22 protein-coding genes are annotated in these 17184 nt (G+C 69.9%); 13 read left to right on the top strand and 9 right to left on the bottom strand.

Going from position 1 to position 17184, the window contains the following annotated elements; all coding sequences use genetic code 11:
* The first annotated feature begins 99 nt into the window (after positions 1 to 99).
* The 10 genes from ACZ1DY_RS38040 to ACZ1DY_RS38085 all read left to right on the top strand — a co-directional run bounded on the left by ACZ1DY_RS38040 (position 100) and on the right by ACZ1DY_RS38085 (position 6279).
* Entirely contained in the window at positions 100 to 1068 is a 969-nt protein-coding gene (locus ACZ1DY_RS38040) for a hypothetical protein (RefSeq protein WP_465482534.1), read from the top strand.
* A complete protein-coding gene (locus ACZ1DY_RS38045; protein WP_465482535.1) occupies positions 1065 to 1391 on the top strand; it encodes a hypothetical protein in 327 nt (108 codons plus the stop codon). Before ACZ1DY_RS38040 ends, ACZ1DY_RS38045 begins: the two co-directional genes overlap by 4 nt.
* A complete protein-coding gene (locus tag ACZ1DY_RS38050) occupies positions 1388 to 2107 on the top strand; it encodes an ESX secretion-associated protein EspG (RefSeq protein ID WP_465482536.1) in 720 nt (239 codons plus the stop codon). Before ACZ1DY_RS38045 ends, ACZ1DY_RS38050 begins: the two co-directional genes overlap by 4 nt.
* Positions 2108 to 2141: 34 nt before the next feature.
* Entirely contained in the window at positions 2142 to 2489 is a 348-nt protein-coding gene (locus tag ACZ1DY_RS38055; protein WP_465482537.1) for a YbaB/EbfC family nucleoid-associated protein, read from the top strand.
* On the top strand, positions 2486 to 2803 hold the full coding sequence (locus tag ACZ1DY_RS38060) for a WXG100 family type VII secretion target (protein ID WP_465482538.1): 318 nt from the start codon (positions 2486 to 2488) through the stop codon (positions 2801 to 2803). The genes ACZ1DY_RS38055 and ACZ1DY_RS38060 overlap by 4 nt, the downstream gene beginning before the upstream one ends.
* On the top strand, positions 2800 to 3561 hold the full coding sequence (locus tag ACZ1DY_RS38065) for a hypothetical protein (RefSeq protein ID WP_465482539.1): 762 nt from the start codon (positions 2800 to 2802) through the stop codon (positions 3559 to 3561). Before ACZ1DY_RS38060 ends, ACZ1DY_RS38065 begins: the two co-directional genes overlap by 4 nt.
* A gap of 11 nt (positions 3562 to 3572) precedes the next feature.
* Positions 3573 to 4685, top strand: coding sequence for a serine hydrolase domain-containing protein (locus ACZ1DY_RS38070; protein ID WP_465482540.1), 1113 nt, complete (start codon positions 3573 to 3575; stop codon positions 4683 to 4685).
* 83 nt (positions 4686 to 4768) lie between these two features.
* On the top strand, positions 4769 to 5752 hold the full coding sequence (locus ACZ1DY_RS38075) for a phage baseplate protein (protein ID WP_465482541.1): 984 nt from the start codon (positions 4769 to 4771) through the stop codon (positions 5750 to 5752).
* Between the two features lie 45 nt (positions 5753 to 5797).
* Positions 5798 to 6028, top strand: coding sequence for a hypothetical protein (locus ACZ1DY_RS38080; protein ID WP_465482542.1), 231 nt, complete (start codon positions 5798 to 5800; stop codon positions 6026 to 6028).
* On the top strand, positions 6025 to 6279 hold the full coding sequence (locus ACZ1DY_RS38085; protein WP_465482543.1) for a hypothetical protein: 255 nt from the start codon (positions 6025 to 6027) through the stop codon (positions 6277 to 6279). Before ACZ1DY_RS38080 ends, ACZ1DY_RS38085 begins: the two co-directional genes overlap by 4 nt.
* A gap of 74 nt (positions 6280 to 6353) precedes the next feature.
* On the opposite strand, the gene ACZ1DY_RS38090 is transcribed toward ACZ1DY_RS38085, so the two are convergent.
* From ACZ1DY_RS38090 to ACZ1DY_RS38105, 4 genes are read right to left on the bottom strand one after another with little or no spacing between them, the layout of a single operon-like run.
* On the bottom strand, positions 6354 to 7613 hold the full coding sequence (locus tag ACZ1DY_RS38090) for an MFS transporter (protein WP_465482544.1): 1260 nt from the start codon (positions 7611 to 7613) through the stop codon (positions 6354 to 6356).
* The gene (locus ACZ1DY_RS38095; protein WP_126736857.1) at positions 7610 to 7957 is read right to left on the bottom strand and encodes a VOC family protein; all 348 of its coding nucleotides are present in this window, start codon (positions 7955 to 7957) and stop codon (positions 7610 to 7612) included. Before ACZ1DY_RS38095 ends, ACZ1DY_RS38090 begins: the two co-directional genes overlap by 4 nt.
* Positions 7954 to 8115, bottom strand: a complete 162-nt coding sequence (locus tag ACZ1DY_RS38100; RefSeq protein ID WP_034305716.1) for a hypothetical protein — start codon at positions 8113 to 8115, stop codon at positions 7954 to 7956. Before ACZ1DY_RS38100 ends, ACZ1DY_RS38095 begins: the two co-directional genes overlap by 4 nt.
* 9 nt (positions 8116 to 8124) lie before the next feature.
* Positions 8125 to 9285, bottom strand: coding sequence for an MFS transporter (locus ACZ1DY_RS38105; protein ID WP_465482545.1), 1161 nt, complete (start codon positions 9283 to 9285; stop codon positions 8125 to 8127).
* A 77-nt stretch (positions 9286 to 9362) separates the two neighbouring features.
* Here ACZ1DY_RS38105 and ACZ1DY_RS38110 point away from each other — a divergent pair, with 77 nt between their 5' ends.
* A complete protein-coding gene (locus tag ACZ1DY_RS38110; RefSeq protein WP_257484223.1) occupies positions 9363 to 9929 on the top strand; it encodes a helix-turn-helix domain-containing protein in 567 nt (188 codons plus the stop codon).
* A gap of 3 nt (positions 9930 to 9932) precedes the next feature.
* Here ACZ1DY_RS38110 and ACZ1DY_RS38115 read toward each other — a convergent pair whose 3' ends face one another.
* From ACZ1DY_RS38115 to ACZ1DY_RS38135, 5 genes are all read right to left on the bottom strand, one after another.
* Positions 9933 to 10340 carry a VOC family protein gene (locus ACZ1DY_RS38115; protein ID WP_126736854.1) on the bottom strand — a complete coding sequence of 136 codons (408 nt, stop codon included), beginning with the start codon at positions 10338 to 10340 and terminating at the stop codon, positions 9933 to 9935.
* A 25-nt stretch (positions 10341 to 10365) separates the two neighbouring features.
* A complete protein-coding gene (locus tag ACZ1DY_RS38120; RefSeq protein WP_465482546.1) occupies positions 10366 to 11730 on the bottom strand; it encodes a pyridoxal phosphate-dependent decarboxylase family protein in 1365 nt (454 codons plus the stop codon).
* Positions 11727 to 12179 (bottom strand): DUF6463 family protein, encoded by a 453-nt coding sequence (locus tag ACZ1DY_RS38125; protein WP_465482547.1) that lies wholly within the window; start codon positions 12177 to 12179, stop codon positions 11727 to 11729. Before ACZ1DY_RS38125 ends, ACZ1DY_RS38120 begins: the two co-directional genes overlap by 4 nt.
* Before the next feature lie 80 nt (positions 12180 to 12259).
* A complete protein-coding gene (locus ACZ1DY_RS38130; RefSeq protein WP_126736851.1) occupies positions 12260 to 12904 on the bottom strand; it encodes a response regulator in 645 nt (214 codons plus the stop codon).
* Positions 12901 to 14133, bottom strand: coding sequence for a sensor histidine kinase (locus tag ACZ1DY_RS38135; RefSeq protein WP_465482548.1), 1233 nt, complete (start codon positions 14131 to 14133; stop codon positions 12901 to 12903). Before ACZ1DY_RS38135 ends, ACZ1DY_RS38130 begins: the two co-directional genes overlap by 4 nt.
* Before the next feature lie 706 nt (positions 14134 to 14839).
* Between ACZ1DY_RS38135 and ACZ1DY_RS38140 the strand changes: the two genes are divergently transcribed.
* Complete coding sequence (locus ACZ1DY_RS38140) at positions 14840 to 16039, top strand: cytochrome P450 (protein WP_192743597.1); 1200 nt, start codon at positions 14840 to 14842, stop codon at positions 16037 to 16039.
* Positions 16040 to 16052: 13 nt separating this feature from the next.
* A complete protein-coding gene (locus tag ACZ1DY_RS38145) occupies positions 16053 to 17066 on the top strand; it encodes an acetylserotonin O-methyltransferase (protein ID WP_257484217.1) in 1014 nt (337 codons plus the stop codon).
* Positions 17067 to 17184: the final 118 nt, after the last annotated feature.

The following is a 17184-nucleotide window of genomic DNA, read 5'->3' on the forward strand; positions in this document are numbered from 1 at the left end:
ACCGGCCGTAAATGGCCGCCGCTCGACCTTCCGGCTCCGGCACGCCCGCCGCCAGCATGGGTCGCGTCGACAAGCGGTCCGTGGGAAGGGGGAACCGGGGTGAGTGCCGAGACCGCGCCGGAGGGCGAGGTGCACTGGGAGGCCTACAGCCACGAAGAGCTGCACCGGATGCTGTGGCAGGACGCCGACGTCACGAACGTCAGCACGATCGCCGCGGACTGGTCCGGACACCGGGCGGCCTTGGTCAACCACGCCGAGGTGCTGCGCGAACAGCACGCGGCGTTGCTGGACGGCTGGCGGGGCAGCGGCGCGGAGGAGGCGGCCGGGCGACTGCTCACGCTCGCCGACCGGGTGGAGAAGATCGCGGAGCTCGCCCACGCCGGCGAGCGGGCGGCGCAACAGGCGGCCGACGCGCTGGCATGGGCCAGGGCCACGATGCCCGCCCCGGCGGACGACCCGGTCGCACCGATGACGAGCATGTTCCTGGACTGGACCTTCGGCGGAGCCGGTTTCAGCTTCTACGCCGCCACCGCCACGACCGACGTGCGGAAGCAGCGCGCCGTCCAAACGATGCGGACCTACGAGTCCAGCCTGACGAATTCGGGCAGGCTGATCGGTCGGGCACAGGGCACGATCCCGGCCGCGTCGGCCACGCCGGGCGGTGGCGGCACCACGGCGAGCGCCTCACTGCCGGATGGCACCGCCCCGAGCGGGTCTTCGTGGCAGCGCCTCACCGGGTCCGGCGCGGTGGGACAAGGCCCGGCCGTCGGTGCCGGGACCACCGCCGGGCCCGGCGCCTTCGTGAGCCCCCTCGCGCACGGGGTGCGGGTGGGCACGGCGGCGCTGCCGCCCGGGTCCGGCGCGATGGTGGCGCGGGCGCCCGCCGAGCCGGCCGCGACGCGCACCGCCTCCGTGGGCCCGTTGGTTCCGCCTGGCACAGGCACGCACGGCCGGTCCGACGAGGACGACCACACGAACCAGCTGCCGACGATCGACCACGCGCTGTTCCCCCTCGCGGAACCCGCCAGTGAGGCGGTCATCGGTCTTCCCCGGCAGGAGTGGCGATGAACCCGGGCCGGGGAATCGAAGTCGAACTGGAACTGCTCGACGCGCGCATCACGACGCTGGCCGATCTCGGCGATCTCACCGCCGATCTGGTGGGAACGGCGAGCAGGCTCGCGGAACGGCTGCCGTTGCTGGGAACCGCACCACCCGCCGCGCATCTGGCGAACCGGCTACGGGAGGCCGCGGGCGGCTCCGGGCTCGCGGGCGAGATCAAGGCAGCGGAACGCGAAGTCAGGGAATACCAGCAGCTGCTCGCGTCCGCCAAGCGCAAGTACCAAGAACAGGACGAGCGATCCGGCGACGACCTCAGGGGGCGGACGTCATGACGACCATCGCCACCCCGCTCGACGAACACGGCGGCCGTTTCGAGCTCGTGGAGCTGGATCTGCTCGCGACGCACGCGGGGGTACCACTGCCGTTCCCGTTGCGGATTCCGTCGTTCGGCCGGATCGCGGGCGAACGCGAGGCATCGCTCCGCGCCGCGGGCGGTTCGCTGGCGGAGCGTGGCCTCGCCACGGCGGACGGACCAGCCGGCCTGGCCGCGGCTCTGGTCGCCGCGCTGCGCGGGTTCCACAGCTCGGTCGATCTGGTGCTGGCCCGCGACGGAATCTTGACGGGTTTCGCGGCCATGATCCACGAAGACCGAGCGGTCCTGTGCGGACAGCCGCTCGGTGGCACACCGAGCCCGGTGACCGTCATGAGGGTCGCGTACGACGCACTGGCCGACACGCTCGCGGGGCTCCTCCCCGAGGTGCCTGCCGCACCGACCCTGCCGATCACCTTGCCGCCGGGAGCCACCGCCGACGACCCGGCCGTCGAAGCGCTCGCCGCCGTGCTGCCTTCGGTGGTGGGACGCGGCCAGCTCGGTGTCGTGCGCGGATCGGGCACCGAGAAGCGGCCACTCGAACTTTCCTGGCTGGACGCTCCTTCGGGGAGAGTGCGGATCGATCACGACGACCGCGGTTGGGTGAGCGTCAACCCGTTGCGGCACAACGAACTCGTTCACGTGCTACGCGAAGCGGTGGCATCGGCCGCCGGATGACGACGCATTCCATCGAACAAGGAAGGGGAACACCATGGAGCCGGCACAATGGCTCGCCGACTACCGAGGCCGGCTCGAACGCGCCGCGGACGGCGCACGACAGGCCAGGGAGAGCCTCGAACAGGCGGGGGCGACGGCCCGTTCACCCCGGGGCGAGGTCACCGTCTCGGTCAACGCGGCGGGCGTGCTCGAAGATGTCGCGTTGACGCCCTTCGCGCGCAAACTCGAAGCCGACTCGCTCGCCGCGCTGATCGTGACCACCGCACGCGTGGCACAGCGTCTCGCCGGGGAACGGATGGCCGACGTGATGGCGGGGTATCTCGGGGACGGCCCGGCGCTCACCCAGCTCACCCGGCACCTCTCGCCGGAGGTCGTGCGATGACCGCGGAACGGTCCTACACCGTCGATCCCGAGCAGTTACGCCGGCATGCGGGCCGGCTCGCCGCGCACGCCGGCCAGTTGTCGTCGCTCGGCGCGGCGCTGCCCGGCGAAATGCCGTCGGCTGCGCTCGGGCCGTTCGTGCAGTGCTTCACCGCGGGCATCGGCGCCGCGATGAACCGGACGAGGGAAGCGTTCGCCCACACGGCGTCGGTTTTGGACGACGTCGGCGACGGCATGCGGAGGGCGGCCGAGCTGTATCAGAGCACGGACGAAGGCCACGCCGCCCGCCTGAACCGCGACGGAGGCCCACGATGACGACGGCGGCGGAGATCAACACCGCCCTCGCCGACCTGCGTATCGCGCGGGATTCGGTCGGTGGCAAGGAATGGTTGTCCGCGGAGCTCAGCGGCGAGCCCGCTGTCTCGCTCGGCATGCTCGGCTCGACGGCGAGCCCGCTTTCGGCGCTGAGCAGCGCGGGGTGCGACTTCCTGACGCCGATGATCTCGTTCCTCGAAGAGCCGCTCGGGCAGCTTCGCGGCGAGCCGGGGTCGGTGTCGGCTTCCTCCGCCGAGCACGACAAGGGCGCGCAGGGCGCGAACTCCGTCGCCGAGGATTACGGCTCCACGACGGAGAACGAGACGAGCGAATGGTCCGGGGACGCCAAGCGGGACTACACCGCGACGGCGACGAAACTGGTCGAGGGGATCAAAACGGTCGCGGAGTCGGCGGCGGCCAACGCGAAGGCGATGGTCGCCGCCGGTGAGGTGGTGGCGCAGGCCGTCGACATCGTCACCCGCCTGATCACCGAGGCCGTCGGGAAGATCGTGCCGATCATGACCAGGGCCATCGCGGCCGCGCCCGCGACGTTCGGGGCCAGTATCGCCGAGGCGATCCCGGAATGCGTGGCGATCGCCGTCGAACACGGCGGCCGGATCGCGGCGAAACTGGGCGAATTGCTCGCCAGCGGCGAAAACCTCGTGAAATTGCTCGAAGGCGTCGCCGGTGTGCTCGACGTCGTCGAGAAAGGCCTCACCGCTATCGGTGACGCCTCCGCGAACTCCGGAAAAGACTGAGGGAGAAGAGAATGGGAACGAAGATCCAGCGGATCGCCGGTGTCGCACTGGCCGTCGCACTCGCCGTGCCGGTCGCGCCCGCGGTGGCGGCCGAGACCGGCGATCACGCCGCCACGCAAGCCGTACTCGATCGCTACCAGCGGAAGGTGGGCCCCGGCGCGGCCGTGCACGCCGGCGACGCCCAAGGCTCGTGGACCCTGTCGAGCGGCTCGGCCACCTCCCCCGGGCAGCGGCCCATCACGGCGGGCGACCATTTCCGGATCGCCAGCCAGACCAAGACCTTCACCGCGGCCGTGGTGCTCCAGTTGTTCGACGAGGGGCTCGTCGAACTCGACGCTCCCATCGAGAGGTACCTGCCCGGCGTCGTAACCGGGAACTACGACGGCACCGTCATCACCGTGCGCCGGTTGCTCAACCACACGGCGGGCTTCCCTCACGACCCCGCCGGCGCGAAGACCAAGCCGGACGGCACGTTCGACCTGGCCGAGCTGGTGCGCGCCGCGATGGACGACAAGCCGGTTTCCGCGCCGGGCGCCTACCACTACTCCAACGTCGGCTACCTGGTGCTCGGACTGCTGATCGAGAAGTTCACGGGCAAGTACGTCGGTGACGCGATCACCGAGCGGATCGTCGAACCGCTCGGATTGACCGGAACCTCGTTCCCGCCGCCGGGAAAGCGGACGCTCACCAGTCCGTACCTGCCCGGCTACCAGGGTTTCCAGCTCGGTGGCGGCTACTTCTGGGTCGATATGACGACCTCGTTCGAGCTCTCGAAGTGGAGTTCGTCGGCCGCGATGGAATCCACCTTGACGGATCTCGCGAAGTTCGGGCGTGCGCTCGTTTCGGGCACTGTCGTCTCGCCGAAGGCCCTCGCCGAGATGCGCACCGTCGTGCCGTGGACGCCGGGCGCTCCCGCCGGATACGGGCTCGGGCAGTTCAGCATCCAGCTGTCCTGCGGCGACGTGGCCTGGGGACACGACGGTGCCCTGCCGACCGGGCACGCGTCGCTCACGCTGACCACCGACGACGGCCGGTTCGCTTCGGTCGTGACCAACACGAACAAGTTCCCGACCGATCCGAGCGGTATCGACGTCGCCAACGCCGCCCTGTGCGAGGGGAGGTAGATCGGTGAGCCGGGTTGTACGAATCTTGTACGCGCGTGAACAACCTTCGATCGAACCGCGAAACCCGACGAAGGCGAGCGCTCATGTCCGAGCAGGTGCCCCGATCCCCGTTCTCCCGACGTTCGCTGCTGCGCGCCGGTGGTGGTCTCGCCGCGACGACGGCACTGCTCGGCACGGGCGCGGTGTTCGCCGCGCCGGCTTCGGCCGCGGTGCCGGCGTCCAAGCGGTTCGACCTCACCAAGCCGTCGTACGACGAGTTTCGCAGCAAGATCCTTCACGAGTCGCATCACGTGATGCAGGGTTTCGCCTTCGACAACCAGAACGTGCGCATCTTCATCGTGAACGCGCGCAACGGCGGGACCGGTGACGACCTGTGTGTCACGCAGGTCAACTTCTCCGGTGAGATCCAGGGCTCGATGCATCTCAACAACGCCGGGCACGGGGTGTCGATCGGCGTCGAACCGGTGGGCACCGACTCCTACATCTGGATGGAATGCGATTCGGACGGACCGACGGGCACCGGTCGTGGCACGGCGCTGGCCAGGTTCAAGTTCGTCAACGGTGGCACGCCGTCGGTGAAGAAGTTCCTCACCGGCAGCAAAACGATCACCTGCGCCACCGACCCGATCAACAAGCGGATCGCGGTGCGCCGCAACGAAGGCGGCAAGATGTTCTACAGCGTCTACCCGCTCGCCTCCGCCGCGGCCGGTGACTTCAGCTCGCCGCTGGCGCATTTCGCGCAGCCCGCGTTGTCCACCGTGCCGGTGACCTTCCAGGGATACACCATTTACGGCCAGTACCTGTACACATTGGATGGTGAAGGACACGCCGATCCCGCCGACATCAACTCGTACGTCACCTGCATCGACATGAACACCGGCACGGTGAAGAGCCGCGCGCTGACCAAGGCCGGGCAGTCGCTGGTGTTCCGCGAGCCGGAGGGACTCGGGATCTACCGGAGCCTGGCCGGCGAGACCCGGCTGTACATGGGTTTCGGCTCGCGCAGCAGCATGGACAACATCAATCGCTACGCGAATCTGTTCTACAAGAACGTCCTCATCGACTGAAACGCCGAAGAGGCCTGTCCCGGAAGGACAGGCCTCTTCGGACGGATGACACTTGTCGCGCGGGGTGTTCTGGTAGGCGGCGAGCCGCCGTCCTGGCGGGCGGCGGTCGACGAGGCGCGGATCGCGTTGTGGTCGGCGACCCCGGACTCGCCCTTGTACAGCACGCCGCCCCGGGGCAGCGGCACCGCGGAGTCCGCGGACAGGAAGCGCAGGCTGACGGGCTTGCCGCAGGCGGCGGGCCGGGCAGGGAAACCCGTGCTGCTCAACGCGGGATGAACTCCACCATCGAGGAATCGCTGGTGGCGGCCGAGTACATCGCGCAGCGCGGCTGTCTCGACATCGTGTTGTGCGAGCGCGGGATCCGGACCTTCGAGACCTCGACACGCACCACGCTCGACGTTTCGGCGGTGCCGGTGGTTCAGCATCTTCCGCATCCGCCGGTGATGATCGACCCGTCGCGTTCCGATGGTGGGCGCCGACGGCGTGCTCGTGGACGTGCACCCGCATCCGGGGGATGCGCTCTGTGACGGGCCGCAGGTGTTGGACGCGCTGGGCAGGCGGCCGATGGTCGAGCCGTGGCGCCATCTTCGGGCCGGCTGATTCATTCCCGGCGGGCCGCGGCGTAGGCGGCGGCCGCCAGTGAGGCCGCGAAAAGCGCGTAGGAGGCGAATAAACCGGTGCCGGATGAGCTCAAGGCGCCACCGACGGCCCGGCCCAGCAGCTGCCCGACGCATTCCGCGGTGATGACGGCGGTCGCCAGTTCCGCGGCGGTGAAACCGCTCGTACCCGCGGTCGTGGCTCGGATGTACAGACCCGGGTAGGCGAGTCCGACACCGATCCCGGCGACGGCCCAGGCGGCGAGAGCCGTGGCGAACGAACCGCCGAAGGCGAGGACGGCGGTGCCGAGCGCGGTCATTCCCAGGCCCACGACGGGAAAGCGCGCCGACGTGAACTTGGCGGCCACCAGGCTCGTCACCGCCCAGCCGAGCGGGGCGGCGCTCAACACGATCGCCGCCTGCCCGAGGCTCACCTGGTAACCGCTCGTCAGGAGCACGGTGATGAGACTGTCCGCGCCGAAATAGCCGATGGCGAACAGCACCATCGCGCCGAGCGCGGCGGGGGTGCCCGGCCGGAGCCGTGCAGTGCCCGGCGGCAGGATCGCGATCATCCCGGCGACGGTGATCGCCGCCCCGGCGAGCGCGAGCGGCCAGAAACCCGCGCTGAACACGACGAGCGCCGCTCCCAGCGGTACCGTCAGCGTCTTCGCGAGCGGTCGCTGTCCGTCCTCTGTGGACGGTTCACCGCGGGCCGCGCGCACGACCAGCAACCGTCCGAAAAGGACGAACGGCACCGGGAGCAGCAGGGTCCACCGCCAGCCGACGAGATGCTCCAGGCCCAGCGTCGCGGCCGGGCCGACCAGCGCGGGCACGATCCACATCGCCGAGGACGCCGCGACCACGCGGATCCGCAGCCGGTCGTCGAGATGCCGGATCGCCGAGCTGATCCCGAAAATCGCCAGCAGGCCACTGGCGAGCCCGGCGGAGAACTGGCCGAGGGCGAACATCCACGCCGCCCGTGCCGTCGCGGCGAGAAGCAGCCCGCCGAGATAGGCGGCCATCCCGACGGCGAGGGTGCCGCGCGGGCCCAGCCTGCCGAGAACGCGGCTCGCCAAGGGAAGCGCGACGAACAGCCCCAGTGTCGAGCCGGCGATCAGGAGCCCGAGGTCGTTCCTCGCGTCGAGCTCGGCGGCGACGATCGGCAGCAGGCTGGAAGCGACGAAACCGGTGACGGCCGCCGCGAATTCGAGCGCGACGATGCCCACCGCGAGGAACAGCGGGCCCGCGCGCCGGGTCTCGGTCACGTGTAGAGGTCGCGGTCGTACAGGTTGAGCTGCACCCACACCCCGTCCGGGTCCTGGACGCGCATCGAGTGACCGAAACCTTCGTCCATCGGCGGTCCCGGCTCGAACCCGGCCGCCCGCAGGCGTTCCGCGACGTCCTCCAACGGTTCCTCGGCCTCGAACGCCAGCTCACAGCGGCCGACGTCGTCGCCGGAGGACCGGTGGATGGCCAGCATCCCGCCCGCGGCGGGCATCTCGACCCAGCCGCCGGGGCGCGACACCGGCCCGGTACCGAGGCCGAGCGCCTCGTAGAACCGCGTCATCGCCTCGACGTCCGAGCTGTAGCGGATCGGCATGACCTTCATCGCTCACGTTCCTCACTGGTCCGCAGCAGGTACTCCTCCAGCACCCGTTCGACGAACGACGAGAGCGACTCGTCGGCGTCGACGGACGCGTGCTTCACCCGCTTGATGAGGTCGTTCGGCAGGTAGACGTTGAATTGCCGCTTGGTGACCTCAGCCATGCTCGCATGCTAGCAAGCAAGCATGCGATCACGCGAGCGGTCGAGGAGCACCAGCGGGATCGTGGCCAGGGCCAGCGCCGCGCCGATCCACGGGATGGCCGTCAGCGACGCCCCCAGGTTCAGCGCCCCGGCGGCGAAGGCCGGGGTGAGGCTGATGCCCAGCTGGAAGGCCGAGACCGTGGTCGCGCCGGCGAGGGTCGGGGCGGCAGCGGCGATCGTGAAGACCCGGCCGTAGAGCGCCGGATTGAGCACGAAGGCCGCGACACCCAGCAGGAACACCGTCGGCACGACCACCAAGGCGGAAGACGCGAAAAGCGCGAGCAGCACCGAAAAGCCCGCGATGCCGACGGCGCCGCCCAGCAGCGCGTGGTGCGGCCGGCGGTCCGAGATCCGGCCGCCGAGCGACAGTCCCGCGAAGGCGCCGATCCCGAACAGCGCGAGGACCGCGGGGATCCAGACCGCGGGCAGGACGTCCGCGAGCATCGCCGCCAGGTAGTTGAAGGACACCATGTACGCGGCCGTGCTCAGGATGGTGACCGCGTAGACGCCCCAGAGGCGCAGCGTCCGCATGGCGCGCAGTTCACCCGACAGGCTCGGCGCGGTGGACGTCGTGGCAGGCAGGCCGACGGCGCAGGCGGCCACACCCAGGACGGTGAGCGCGACGACGCCCCAAAAGCCGCCGGTCCAGTCGGTGAGGTTGCTCAGCAGGGTGCCCGCCGGTCCCCCGGCGACCATGGCGACGCTGAGCCCGGCGACGACGACACCCGAGGCGCGGGCGTTGCGGTCGGGCGTCACCAGGCTGATCGCGGTCACGGCGGCGACGGCGAAGAAACCGGCGTAGGCGAGACCGGCGATGAACCTGGTGATCAGGAGGATCCAGTAGTCGCCGGAGAGCAGGCCGATCGCGATGGCGGCGGCGAAGACGGCCTGCGTCGTCATCAAGGCCGTCCGCCGCGGCCACTTCAGGCTCAGCACGGCGAACGGCGGGCCGCCGAGGACGACACCGAGGGCGAACGCGGTGATGAGCGCGCCCGCGGACGACAGGGAGACGCCGAGATCGGCGGCGGCCGCGGGCAGGACGCCGGCCATCAGGAACTCGGCGCTCCCCATCGCGAACAGACTGAAGGACAGGAGATAGACCCCGGCGGGAAGGCGTTTCGTCTCGATCATGCCGCCAGCATCGGGAGCTTTTGGCTGTTTCGGCAAAGAACTTTGCCGGAACCGGGACGACCTGCTGTCCTGGCGGCATGGAGAGCCAACCCACCGTCACCGCGGCGATCGAACAGATCGCGCCCCGGCTGCGCCGCGCCAGGGAGAAGAAGGGCACCACGCTGGTGGAGCTGAGCCGAGCCACCGGCATCTCCACCAGCACCCTGTCCCGGCTCGAATCCGGGCAGCGCAAACCGAGCCTCGAACTGCTGCTGCCGGTCATCGCCGCGCTGGGCCTGCGCGTCGACGAGATCGTCTCGTCACCGCGGGTGCTCGACGCCCCTGTGGACGGCCGGGACGGGCGTGTCCTTATCCCGCTCACCCGGCACGAGGACGGCCCCCGTGCCTACAAGATGACGATCCCGGCGAGCGACGACGAACCCCACCCGCGAACGCACGGCGGCCGTGAGTGGCTGTACGTGCTGCGCGGCAGGCTCCGGCTCGTACTCGGCGACCAGGACGTCGTGCTCGGCGCGGGCGAGGCCGCCGAGTTCGACTGCCGGACGCCGCACTGGTTCGGTGCCACCGGCCGCGGGCGGGTCGAGGTGCTCAGCCTCTTCGGCGAACAGGGCGAACGGGTCCACGTCCGCGCCCGCACCCGGTAGCTCTCAGACGCGCTGCTGGATACGGATCAGGTTCCCCGACGGGTCGCGGACGGCGCCGTCACGCAGGCCGTACGGCTGGTCGGTGGGCTCCTGGATGACCTCGGCGCCCGACTCCTGCAGGTGCTTGAAGAGACCGTCGAGGTCGTCGGAGGAGAACAGGATGCCCGCGTAGGTGCCCTTGGCCATCATCTCGCCGATGACGCGGCGTTCGTCTTCGGTGATACCCGGGTCGACGGCGGGCGGGTGCAGCACGATCGACACCGGCTGCCCCGGCGGGCCGACAGTGATCCAGCGCATGCCGTCGTAGCCGACGTCGTTGCGCACCTCGAAGCCGAGGAGGTCGCGGTAGAAGGCCAGAGCGGCGTCGGGGTCGGTCTGCGGGAGGAAACTCCCGTGAATGGCGATGTCCATGACGGTCACGCTAGGTGAGACCGGTTCACGACGCTTCTCGATTCCTGATCGCCTCGATCGCGGCGACACTGCGGTCGACGTCCGCCTCGGTGGTGCTCCAGTTGGACACGGAGACGCGCATCAGGCGCATGCCGTGCCAGGTGGTCGCGCCCATCCAGCACTCGCCGGAGCGTTGAAGGGCTTCGACGACCCGGTCCGTTTCGTCGCCGAAGCTGACAAGGACCTGGTTCAGCACCACGTCATTCACGACGGAGACGCCTTCGCACGCTTCGAGCTTTTCGGCGAACCTCCTGGCCAGCGCACAGCATCGCTCGATCATCTCGGCGATCCCCTCGCGACCGAGTTCGCTGAGCGCCGCCCACGTCGCGAAGCCCCGCGCCCGGCGGGAGGATTCCGGCACGAAGTCGCTCGGCGCCCTCACCCCGCCCTCTCCCTGGCCGGTCAGGTACGCGGCGGTGAGCGCCATCGCGGCCCGGTGCGACTCGGGATGAGCGCAGAACGCGTAACCGCAGTCGTAGGGGACGTTGAGCCACTTGTGCCCGTCGACCGCCCAGGAGTCGGCCTTCTCCAGCCCCACGGTCAGCCGCTGGAGCGCGGGGGCGGCGGCCGCCCAGAGCCCGAACGCGCCGTCGACGTGCACCCACGCACCGTGGCGGTGGGCGATCTCCGTCGCGGCGGCGAAATCGTCGAACGCGCCGGTGTTCACGTTCCCCGCCTGAAGGCAAACGATTGCGGGCCCGTCGAGCTTCCGTTCGAGATCGGCGATGTCGATGGCGCCCTGGCCGTCCGCGCGCACCGGCCGGACGGCGTCGGTGCCCAAGCCGAGCAAGCGGAGCGACCGGTCGATCGTCGCGTGCCGCTCTTCACTGGCGACGACCGGCAGCGGCGGCGCCCCGTGCAGCCCGCGTCGCTCGACGTCCCACCCGGCCCGCGCGAGGACGTGATGCCGGGCGGCGGCGAGGCCGACCGTGTTCGCGCCCTGCCCGCCGGTCACGAAACCGAACGACGCACCGGACGGCAGGCCGAGGACGTCCTTGAGCCATTCGCCCGCCACCTCCTCGACGATCGCGGCGGCGGGCGAGGTGATCTTGTTGAACGCGGGCTGATCCCAGCCGGTCGCGAGCATGTCGGCCGCCGTCGCGGCGTCCAGCGCCCCACCGGTGACGAAACCGAAGTACCTCGGGCCGGTGTTCGCCACCAGCGCCGGCTCGACGGCGTCCGCCAGCCGCCGGATCACGTCGGCGGGCGCGGCGGGTTTCTCCGGCAGGTCGCCGAGCTTCTCCCGGACGCCCGTCGTGTCCTCGGGGAAGACCGGGGCGTCGGTGACGCTTGCGCGGTAACGGGTGACACGGGCGGCGACATCGGCCAGCAGATCCCCCAACTCGGTCATTCGTTCATGATTCCACGGCCGCGCCGGGCTCCTGCCAGAAAAAGCGAACCGACGAGCAGCAGGGCGATCGTTCCGGCGTCGAAACCGCCCAGGAGCCCGAGCAGGACCGCCCACGCCACGACGCCCGAGCCCAGCCAGGCGGGCACGCGTTCGCCGCGCCGGGTGTGCCGGAGCACCAGCCCGCCGAGCAGAAGCAGCGGCACCCCGAAACTGCCAGGGCTGAGCCAGAACGCCTCGGCCATGGGGAGCCGGTCGGGCGTGGGGTCCAGCGTGACCGTGTTGAAGAATCCTTCGTCGAAGATCCGCTCCCAGACTTCCCGGCGCATGAAGCCGGCGACGACGGTGTGGAAGAGGCCGCCGCCCAGCGCGAGGATCCCGCCCCAGGTGGCCGGGTCACGCCACCGGGCGCGGGGGGTGGTCGCTTCGTAGGGCTTGTCGATTGTCTGCATGCGCATCAGGCTGCTCGCCGGCGCGACGGGAATCCTCGGCCTGAGGTGCCCGGTCCCTCCTCCGAAATGATGAGATCGCCTCAGCTCGGCCGCACGAGCCCGTTCTCGTACGCGAAGATCACCGCCTGCACCCGGTCACGGACCTCGAGTTTGGCGAGGAGATGACCGACGTGCGTTTTCACCGTGGTTTCGGAGAGGAAGAGCCGCTGCGCGGTCTCGGCGTTGGAGTAGCCCTGCGCGATCTCCAGCAGCACGTCGCGTTCGCGCGCGGTGAGCCGGTTCAGGAGCGGGGAAGTCTCGCGGGCGACCGCGAGCTGGTCCAGCATGCGGCGGGTCGTGGAGCGCGCGATCACGGCGTCGCCGGCGTGGACGGCTCGGATGGCGTGCAGCACCTCGTCGGCCGACGCGTCCTTGAGCAGGAACCCGCTCGCCCCGGCGCGCAGTCCGGCGATGGCGTATTCGTCTAGATCGAACGTCGTCAGCAGGATCACCTTGGGCGCGTTCTCGCGGGCGGCGATCAGCCCGGTGGCCTCGACGCCGTCCATCCGCGGCATCTGGACGTCCATCAGCACGACGTCGACCGGTGTCCCGGCGAGCTTCGCGACGGCCTCGACACCGTCGGCCGCCTGGACGACGATGCGGATGTCGTCGGTCGCGTCGACGACCATGGCCAGCCCGGTCCGGACCAGTTCCTGGTCGTCGACCAGCGCGACGTCGATCGTCATCCCGAAGCTCCCTGTTTACCGACGCGGAACTCCGCGCGCACCCGGAAACCGCCGCCGGCCGGACCGGCCTCGAACGTACCGCCCGCGGCGCGCACGCGTTCCCGGACGCCGCTCAGTCCGGCGCCCGTCCCGGGGAGCGGCGGCCGCTCGCCGGCACCGGCCCCGTCGTCCTCGACGACGAACTCCGACGCCTGCGGGGTGTGCGTGATCGTGACGGTGACACCCGTGCGCGGGCCCGCGTGCTTGACACTGTTGGTCAAACCCTCCTGGACGAGCCGGTACGCCGCCATGGCCGCGCTCGCCGTCAGCGCGTCGGGCCGCCCGCGCTCGGACAGCCGGACGTCGACGCCCGTCGCCCGGACCCGCTCCACCAAGTCCGGTATCCCGGCGAGCGAGGGCCGCGTTTCGCTGTCCCGCAAAACCCGCAGCGTGCCCCGCATGTCGGCCAGTGCCTCACGAGCGGTGCCGGCGATGACGGTGAGCGCCTGTGCCGCGCGGTCCGGCGCCTTGGAAGCGATGGCGGAACCGCCTTCGGCCTGACGCACGATGACCGCCAGCGAATGGGCGACGATGTCGTGCATGTCGCGGGCGATGCGCTGTCGTTCGCCTGCCGCGGCACGCTCGGCGGCTTCCGCGGCCTCGTCGGCGAGGCGCCGCCGCCGGTCGAACCGGAAGCGGCCGACGGCCCAGGTGCCCGCCACCGCCGCGACCAAAGCGAGCACGGCCAGCAGCAGCGTGAGCCACCCCGCGGGCAGCGCGCCGTAGGCCGTCGCCGTCCTTGCTGTGCACAGCACCGCTCCGAGCACGCTGATCCCGAGGGCGAGCAGGCTCTCGCGCAGCGGCCGATGCGCGGCGACGGCGTACAGGAGCACCAGGTAGACCGCCGACGTCGGGAGGAAGAAGAGCGGGATCTCCATGCTGTCGCTCGCGCTCGCCAGCCCCAATGGCTCGGCCCGGACCACCGTGTTCGGCAGCACGACGAGCACCGCCATCGCCAGCGTGGCGGTGGCGAACGCGGTTTTGGTGGCGATCCGCCGCAGCGCGACGGTGGAGTGCACCACGATCGCGCAGACACCCGCCACCCACAGCGCCCAGTCCGGCGAGTCGGCGACCAGGAGGATGTCGAGCGAACCCGGCCCCAGCAGCGCGGCGACGGCCAGGGCGAGCAGGAGGTCCGAACCGGCCGGGTGTGCCCGCGTCCACCGGTCCACGCGGTCGGTCCACGTCACGGCCATGATCGTAGACATCGTCGCCGGACGTGACCAGGCCCTCACGGGACCTGGGGAAACCTTGTTCGACCTGCGTCGGAATGCCCCGGCACCGTACCCGGTTACAGTCCGCGGCCCCCTGCCAGGCAGGTTCAGGGCACATTTCCTTGTCTCGCAACAGAATCACCGCGTTGCCGAAGTATCGGCGTCTGGCACGGTCTGTGACTGTCTCCGGCGGCTTGGTGGCGTCCACGGAACAGGTGCGGAACGCCAGCGACCATGAGCGACCGTCAGCAGCGTCCATGACCCCGGACCTGACCTCGGTGACCTGCGGAAACGTCGATGCCGACAGTTCGCACCGAGAGGGTCGGGGGTTCGATTCCCCTCAGCTCCACAGCAGGTCAAAGGCCCTTCCCAGGGAATCGGGAAGGGCGAGGGAGAGGCGTCGCGAAAGCCACTTTCGGGACGTCCAGGGTCGCGAAAGTGGCTTTCGCGACACGCCTTCGGGGCGGGGGAGGAAGGCGCGCGGGACCGGGCCGGGCCCTCGGCGCGGAATGTCCGCAGCAGGTTCGGCGTCCGCACACCTCGCGTTCGCGAGTACCCGGCGGGGACGGCAATCGACGAGACGAGCGGGCGCGGGTGGCGGTGTGACGATGGGCCCGAGCCGCCGGGACGAGACCGTCGAAGTGATGGCCGACGCCGGGTTCTGACATCTGAGGGCGGAAGAATGACGTCGACGCGACAGGATCCCATCGAGCGGCTCACCCGGCGGTTCGACTACCACGATCCCGAATACACCCCCGAAGTCGCGGAGATCGTCAACCGCGAGATCGGCAAGAACGAGGGTGTCACCTATTCCGAAGCGCACGGGGGCATGTGGATACTGTCGCGCTACGAGCAGGTCAAAGCGGCCTTCAAGGATCACGCCACGTACAGCTCGGGGAGCGGTGTCTTCTTCCCGCGGGCGGCGGGGACGCCGAAGTTCTCGCCGATCGACTTCGATCCGCCGGAGCACCGCGCCCGTCGCAGGCTGATGTCTCCCCCGCTGCAACAGGATGTGGTGCGGAGCCTCGAGTCCCAGGTCGCCGAGCTCACTTCCCGCATGGTCCGGCCGATGGTCGAGCGCGGACACGGGGATTTCACCGGGGAGGTGTCGAAGCCGCTCGCGATCGGTGTGCTCGCGATCGCCCTCGGGTTGTCGGAATCGGCGCAGCACCAGATCCGGGAACTGACCACGACGTTGTGGGCGCGGCTTTCGAAGAACCCCGACCTGACCGATTTCTGGCCGGAGTTCCGCCAGCTGGTCTCGGAAGAGGTCCGGCGGGCGAAGGAGGAGCCGGGCGATTCCTACCTGTCGCGGCTGGTCGGGGCCGAGCTGAACGGTGAGCCGCTGTCCGAGGAGACCCTCCAGTCGATCATCGTCTCGTACTGCATCGCCGGTCACGAAACCACGATGAACACCATCAGCCGGATGTTGTGGTATCTCGGGAGCAATCCCCTTCTCCAGGAACGGCTCAAGGCCGAACCGGACCTCATGCCGGTCGCGGCCGACGAGACGCTGCGCCGGTGGTGCCCGACCGATCGGTTCACCCGGGTCACCACCCGTGACGTGACGATCGCCGGGACCGCGATCCCCGAAGGCTCCCGGGTGGTCTTCCTGCTGGACGCGGCGAACCGTGATCCGGACAAGTTCCCCGACCCGGACACGTTCTCCCTCGACCGCGGGAATTCGCACCAGCACTTGAGCTTCGGCTTCGGTATCCACCACTGCATGGGCGCGCACCTGGCGAGGCTGGAGCTGCGGATCGTGCTCCAGGAGCTGGCGCGGCACCCGGTCTACCACCTCACCGAAGATCCGGGCCGCCATTTCGAAAACGGCAGGCACATCGTGTTCGAAAAAGTCCCGGTCAAATTCGAAACCAGCTAGAAGGGGAAACCCAGTGGACACTCAACCCGCACTCGACGGCCTGGTCCGGCTGACCACCGGCCTGTGGGCATCGCAGACACTGGTCGCCGCCGAAGACCTCGGCCTGTTCACCTTCCTCTCCGGCGGGAGCGCGACCCCGGCCGAGGTCGCGGCGGGAACCGGGATCGCGGAACGGCCGGCGGAGATCCTGCTCACCGCGTGCGCCGCGCTCGACCTGCTGGACGCCGACGGCGGCCGGTTCCGCAACACGCCGGTCGCCGAGGCGTATCTGGTGAAGGGGAAGCCGGACTACTTCGGCGACTACATCAGGATGCTCGGCCAGTACGCCAACCCCGGCTGGATGCGGGTCACCGAGATCGTCCGGGCGAACAGGCCGGGCAGGCTGCTTTCGGGAGACCAGGAGGAGATCTTCGAGGAAGGAACCAGGCCGAGGATCTTCTGGGACGGCCTGTACCCGCTTTCCGCCGGCACGGCCCGGGTCCTGGCGGAGGAGGTCGACTTCGGCGAGACGTCCACCCTGCTCGACGTCGGGGGCGGGGGCGGCGCTTTCGCCGTCGAATTGTGCCGTCGCCATCCCGACCTCCACACCACGATCTTCGACCTGCCCTTCGTGTGCGAGTACACAGTGGACAAAGTCGAGGAAGCGAAACTGTCCGACCGGATCAGCCTGCGTTCCGGCGACTTCCTTCAGGACGCGGAACTGCCGCCGGGGCACGACGCGATCCTGCTTTCCATGATCCTGCACGATTGGGACGAGGCCAGGAACGCCGAGCTGCTGGCCAAATGCCATCGCGCGCTGCCGAGCGGCGGGCTGCTGGTGATATCCGAGCTGCTGGTCGACGACGACAAGGCCGGTCCGGCCGACGCCGCGCTCATGAGCATGGCCATGCTGGTCGGGACCTGGGGGCGCAACTACACGGCCGCGGAGTACCACGAATGGCTGACCGCCGCGGGATTCGACGACATCCGGACCGTGCGGTTCCAGGCGCCGGGTGCCAACGGGGCGATCACGGCCAGAAAGCCCTGACCGGAACGAAACGAAGGGCGCCTTCCTCACGAGGAAGGCGCCCTTTCTCTTGCCCCGGGCCGGCTACGGGGAAAGCCCCTGTCGCAACCCGCGAGGTTGTGACAGGGGCTTTCGCCAT

This window comes from Amycolatopsis sp. PSD-21 (assembly GCF_055561455.1).

Bases quoted from the DNA above. Each gene is read 5' to 3' on its own strand.
- ACZ1DY_RS38045 (WP_465482535.1), top strand. From the start codon at position 1,065: ATGAACCCGGGCCGGGGAATCGAAGTCGAACTGGAACTGCTCGACGCG.
- ACZ1DY_RS38050 (WP_465482536.1), top strand. From the start codon at position 1,388: ATGACGACCATCGCCACCCCGCTCGACGAACACGGCGGCCGTTTCGAG.
- ACZ1DY_RS38055 (WP_465482537.1), top strand. From the start codon at position 2,142: ATGGAGCCGGCACAATGGCTCGCCGACTACCGAGGCCGGCTCGAACGC.
- ACZ1DY_RS38060 (WP_465482538.1), top strand. From the start codon at position 2,486: ATGACCGCGGAACGGTCCTACACCGTCGATCCCGAGCAGTTACGCCGG.
- ACZ1DY_RS38065 (WP_465482539.1), top strand. From the start codon at position 2,800: ATGACGACGGCGGCGGAGATCAACACCGCCCTCGCCGACCTGCGTATC.
- ACZ1DY_RS38070 (WP_465482540.1), top strand. From the start codon at position 3,573: ATGGGAACGAAGATCCAGCGGATCGCCGGTGTCGCACTGGCCGTCGCA.
- ACZ1DY_RS38075 (WP_465482541.1), top strand. From the start codon at position 4,769: ATGTCCGAGCAGGTGCCCCGATCCCCGTTCTCCCGACGTTCGCTGCTG.
- ACZ1DY_RS38080 (WP_465482542.1), top strand. From the start codon at position 5,798: ATGACACTTGTCGCGCGGGGTGTTCTGGTAGGCGGCGAGCCGCCGTCC.
- ACZ1DY_RS38085 (WP_465482543.1), top strand. From the start codon at position 6,025: ATGAACTCCACCATCGAGGAATCGCTGGTGGCGGCCGAGTACATCGCG.
- ACZ1DY_RS38095 (WP_126736857.1), bottom strand. From the start codon at position 7,957: ATGAAGGTCATGCCGATCCGCTACAGCTCGGACGTCGAGGCGATGACG.
- ACZ1DY_RS38100 (WP_034305716.1), bottom strand. From the start codon at position 8,115: ATGGCTGAGGTCACCAAGCGGCAATTCAACGTCTACCTGCCGAACGAC.
- ACZ1DY_RS38105 (WP_465482545.1), bottom strand. From the start codon at position 9,285: ATGATCGAGACGAAACGCCTTCCCGCCGGGGTCTATCTCCTGTCCTTC.
- ACZ1DY_RS38110 (WP_257484223.1), top strand. From the start codon at position 9,363: ATGGAGAGCCAACCCACCGTCACCGCGGCGATCGAACAGATCGCGCCC.
- ACZ1DY_RS38115 (WP_126736854.1), bottom strand. From the start codon at position 10,340: ATGGACATCGCCATTCACGGGAGTTTCCTCCCGCAGACCGACCCCGAC.
- ACZ1DY_RS38120 (WP_465482546.1), bottom strand. From the start codon at position 11,730: ATGACCGAGTTGGGGGATCTGCTGGCCGATGTCGCCGCCCGTGTCACC.
- ACZ1DY_RS38125 (WP_465482547.1), bottom strand. From the start codon at position 12,179: ATGCAGACAATCGACAAGCCCTACGAAGCGACCACCCCCCGCGCCCGG.
- ACZ1DY_RS38130 (WP_126736851.1), bottom strand. From the start codon at position 12,904: ATGACGATCGACGTCGCGCTGGTCGACGACCAGGAACTGGTCCGGACC.
- ACZ1DY_RS38140 (WP_192743597.1), top strand. From the start codon at position 14,840: ATGACGTCGACGCGACAGGATCCCATCGAGCGGCTCACCCGGCGGTTC.